This window comes from Synechococcus sp. OH2 (assembly GCF_047462155.1).
GTDB lineage: Bacteria > Cyanobacteriota > Cyanobacteriia > Thermostichales > Thermostichaceae > Thermostichus.
On record NZ_JANSIR010000088.1, the window covers coordinates 6,764 to 10,016 of the forward strand.

Sequence of the window (3,253 nt, forward strand, 5' to 3'; positions counted from 1 at the left end):
TCTTCCTCCCGTCGGTAGAAGTGGTAGATGGCATCGGGCAGCATCTCTACCCGCAAGTCCGCTGCTTCCGGGTCAGTGTACGTCAGAAGCGGCGAGGCCGGCAGAGCCGCCAACAACTCGGCAACAGGCATTTGCGCTTGGCTGGGATCCGCACAGGTGAAGGCCACCCGCAACGGCTGAAACCGGACGGCAGACATGGGCGATCCTCAAAAAAAATCTCGTGATCCAGATCTACCGGATCCGCAGACCCAGCTCCAGCTTTGTCCTATGCTGTAACGGCGAAGCATGGCAACCCATCGTAAACTACCCGGCTCCGACTGCTAAGCGGTACGGAGCGGGCTTTCTGTAGCCCTGCAGTTGGCAAGCCAACCACGGACCTCCAGGCTGGTTATTGCCTTGAGGGAGGTGCTTGCTTTCTGCTCAGGCAAACCGCTATGCTACCGCCCAGATTGAGGCATCTTTCTGTGGCAAGTCAGCAGCTTCGGGTCTATGTCCCCTCTCACCCGCTCATTAAGCACTGGTTAGCCGTGGCTCGCGATGTGGAAACCCCCACGCCTTTGTTTCGCAGTGCTCTGTCGGAGCTGGGCCGCTGGCTAACCTACGAGGCGATGCGGGAGTGGATCCCAACTCAGGCGGTGCAGGTGCAAACTCCTCTGGAACCTGCTGCAGCAGAAGTTATCGCCCCCAACACGCCGCTGGCCATAGTGCCCATTTTGCGGGCTGGCCTGGCCATGCTGGAAGGCTGTCAGGCTCTCTTGCCCCAGGCACGGGTTTTTCATGTGGGCCTGGTGCGGGACGAGGAGACGCTGCAGGTGAGTTGTTACCTCAATCGCCTGCCAGAGCGGATCCCGGAGCAGATGCGCATTCTCATCCCTGAGCCGATGTTGGCTACTGGCGGCACCTTGCTCTGGGTCTTGGATGAGCTGAAAAAACGAGGAGCGGATCCCAGCTTAGTGAGAATTGTGAGTGTCTTGGCCGCTCCGCCGGGGTTGCAGCGGCTGGGATCCCATTACCCGATGGTGCAAATTTTCTGCGCCATGATTGACGAGCGTCTAAACGACCGAGGGTTTATCCTGCCTGGGTTGGGAGATGCTGGGGATCGCGCTTTCGGCACCTGATCCCTCAAAGGAATCGCGAGCCAAGAGGCTTGCTCTGTCGCTAGGATCGGCTGGGCATGGCAGCAGAGCGTAACATTTGGCATCAATTGCCTCAGTACCGCTCCGGGTGCTTCACTTCTGTCAAGGCTGTTGGATGATGGGAATGCTGGCCGCTTGAGCCCCAAGGCCTGCCTCAGGGATCCGGCTTGCGCTCCTCGGGCCAGAGGCTGTTTGATCTGGCTAATTGACTGGTGCCAGCGCCTTTTCCTTTCCTGGACCTATGCGACTTGTCCTCACCAGTTTGGATGGCAGCCTCCTAGATCCCCAGTCCAACAGCTACGGCTCTGCCCGACAAGCTTTAGCGGCTCTGGAGCGCCGCTCCATTCCCTTGGTGCTCTACAGCCTACGTACCCGCGCCCAACTGGAACATCTGTGTCAGCAACTGCGCCTGGAGCATCCCTTCATCTGCGAGGACGGTTCCGCCATTTACGTCCCCGAACATTACTTTCCCGCAGGGATTTTGGACGAGCGCTGGCAACACTGCTCTCCCTACTACGTGTGTGCCCTGGGATTGCCCTACTCCTGCTTGCGCCACATTTTGCAACAGGTGCGTCAAGATTGCCACTTGGATCTCATTGGGTTTGGGGATTGGACAGCCTCGGAGCTCGCTGCCGCCACTGGGATCCCTTTGGAGGAGGCAGAACGGGTGCAACAGCGGGAATATAGCGAGATTTTCAGCTATTCCGGGGATCCAGCCACCCTAAAAGCGGCCTTCGCCCAGCAAGAGGCCACCCTCAGCCAGCACCAGTTGCGGCTGCGTCAGCTCCACCTTCCCAGCCCTTCGCACTGGTATCTCACTGGCTGGAAGTGGATGCATTCAACCCCAGCAGCCAGTTTCTGGCCTGGAGAAGAGGCGGTGCGGTTGCTTCTAGACTGCTACCAGAGACACTTGGGCCCGGTCAGGGCTCTGGGCATTGGCTGTTCCCTGCCCGATCTGGCGTTTTTGCGCTGGGCGGAGCGGAAAGTCGTGCTTCCCAGCCCAATTGCGGATAGCCTCTGGAAGGAGGCCGTTCACCTCGGTGGGCCAGAGGTTCAGACCCAGTGGCAACTGGCCCGGCTCCCCGGCCCTGAAGGATGGAACGAAGTGGTGTTGACGTGGTTGGAGGAAACTGATCGTGGTGATGAATAAAAGCAGTGGACAGACTGCCGCCGTGGGATGCCTGCTGAGCTTGGTGCTGGGACTGCCCGCCTCTGCCCAGCCGCCTATGAATCTGCTCACCGGGGAGCCGACAGTGGCCCAACTCAAGGCAGATGCAGCCCGCTACCTGCAGATGGGCTTTCACACCCTAGCCATCAATGCCTACCGGGCCGCCCTTGAGCTGGAAGACAAAACCAGGGTTCTTCCCAGCGAGCGGGATCCCGACGTACCTTTTAACCTTGGCCTGATCTACGCCCGTCAGGGCAACCTCCCAGAGGCGCGAGCCGCCTTCCAACGCTCAGTGGAGGTGGATCCCACAAGTTTCAAGGCCCGCTACCAACTGGCTTTGGTGGATCTCAAATTGGGGAACCTCGTGCAAGCCAAAGAGCAGCTCACTCTCCTGGCCCACGCCGCCCGCAGCAACCCCGAAACCTATAGCCACATCCAGTCCCTGCTGGCCCCCTTGGAGTCGGTTCCTCTGCCTGGCCAACAGACTAACAACCCCGCCCCCCCCCTAACTATCGATTCGGAGGGGGACAAATTTGCGCTTGAAGTCGAGAAAAACCAAAAAGTTGCCCCGCCAGAAGCAACTCTAGAAAAGCAGCCAGAAGAAGAGAAACCTCTCTCGGCCTTGCAGCAGCTACGGCGGCGGAGGTTGGACTAGGATCCCTCCCTGTCCAAACCAGCAAGCAATTGGGAATAGATAGCTACGGCTCAGGAAGAAGAGCCGACCATGCCCAGAGGACTGTTGCGAGTGCGGCTCTCCCTGACAGCGATAAAGGAAAGAGCGGACGCTGAAAAGCTAAAGGAGAACCTGAAGTTCTATTTGGTTTGGACGGCGGATTCTACCCCCATTGATCCTGTTGCTAGATGAACTACCCCACCGCGCAGGCGGGTGGGGTTTCCCCATCCGCTTGACAGCAGAGCTTTTGTCTCTTCCTCTGCCCCAGTTGCTTCA

General features: G+C 59.0%; 3 protein-coding genes and 1 pseudogene. 3 read left to right on the top strand and 1 reads right to left on the bottom strand.

The window, feature by feature from the left end:
- Positions 1 to 197: pseudogene (locus NW835_RS07995) on the bottom strand (hypothetical protein); the annotation flags it as partial.
- A 237-nt stretch (positions 198 to 434) separates the two neighbouring features.
- Between NW835_RS07995 and upp the strand changes: the two are divergent.
- From upp to NW835_RS08010, 3 genes are all read left to right on the top strand, one after another.
- Positions 435 to 1,118: a uracil phosphoribosyltransferase gene (upp, locus tag NW835_RS08000; RefSeq protein ID WP_414366718.1), complete on the top strand. Its 684-nt coding sequence runs from the start codon at positions 435 to 437 to the stop codon at positions 1,116 to 1,118.
- A 259-nt stretch (positions 1,119 to 1,377) separates the two neighbouring features.
- Positions 1,378 to 2,286: an HAD hydrolase family protein gene (locus NW835_RS08005; protein WP_414366717.1), complete on the top strand. Its 909-nt coding sequence runs from the start codon at positions 1,378 to 1,380 to the stop codon at positions 2,284 to 2,286.
- Positions 2,279 to 2,959, top strand: a complete 681-nt coding sequence (locus NW835_RS08010) for a tetratricopeptide repeat protein (RefSeq protein WP_414414994.1) — start codon at positions 2,279 to 2,281, stop codon at positions 2,957 to 2,959. Before NW835_RS08005 ends, NW835_RS08010 begins: the two co-directional genes overlap by 8 nt.
- The last annotated feature ends 294 nt before the right edge of the window (positions 2,960 to 3,253 follow it).

Coding starts and splice junctions, on each gene's coding strand:
- upp (WP_414366718.1), top strand. CDS start 435: ATGCTACCGCCCAGATTGAGGCATCTTTCTGTGGCAAGTCAGCAGCTT.
- NW835_RS08005 (WP_414366717.1), top strand. CDS start 1,378: ATGCGACTTGTCCTCACCAGTTTGGATGGCAGCCTCCTAGATCCCCAG.
- NW835_RS08010 (WP_414414994.1), top strand. CDS start 2,279: ATGAATAAAAGCAGTGGACAGACTGCCGCCGTGGGATGCCTGCTGAGC.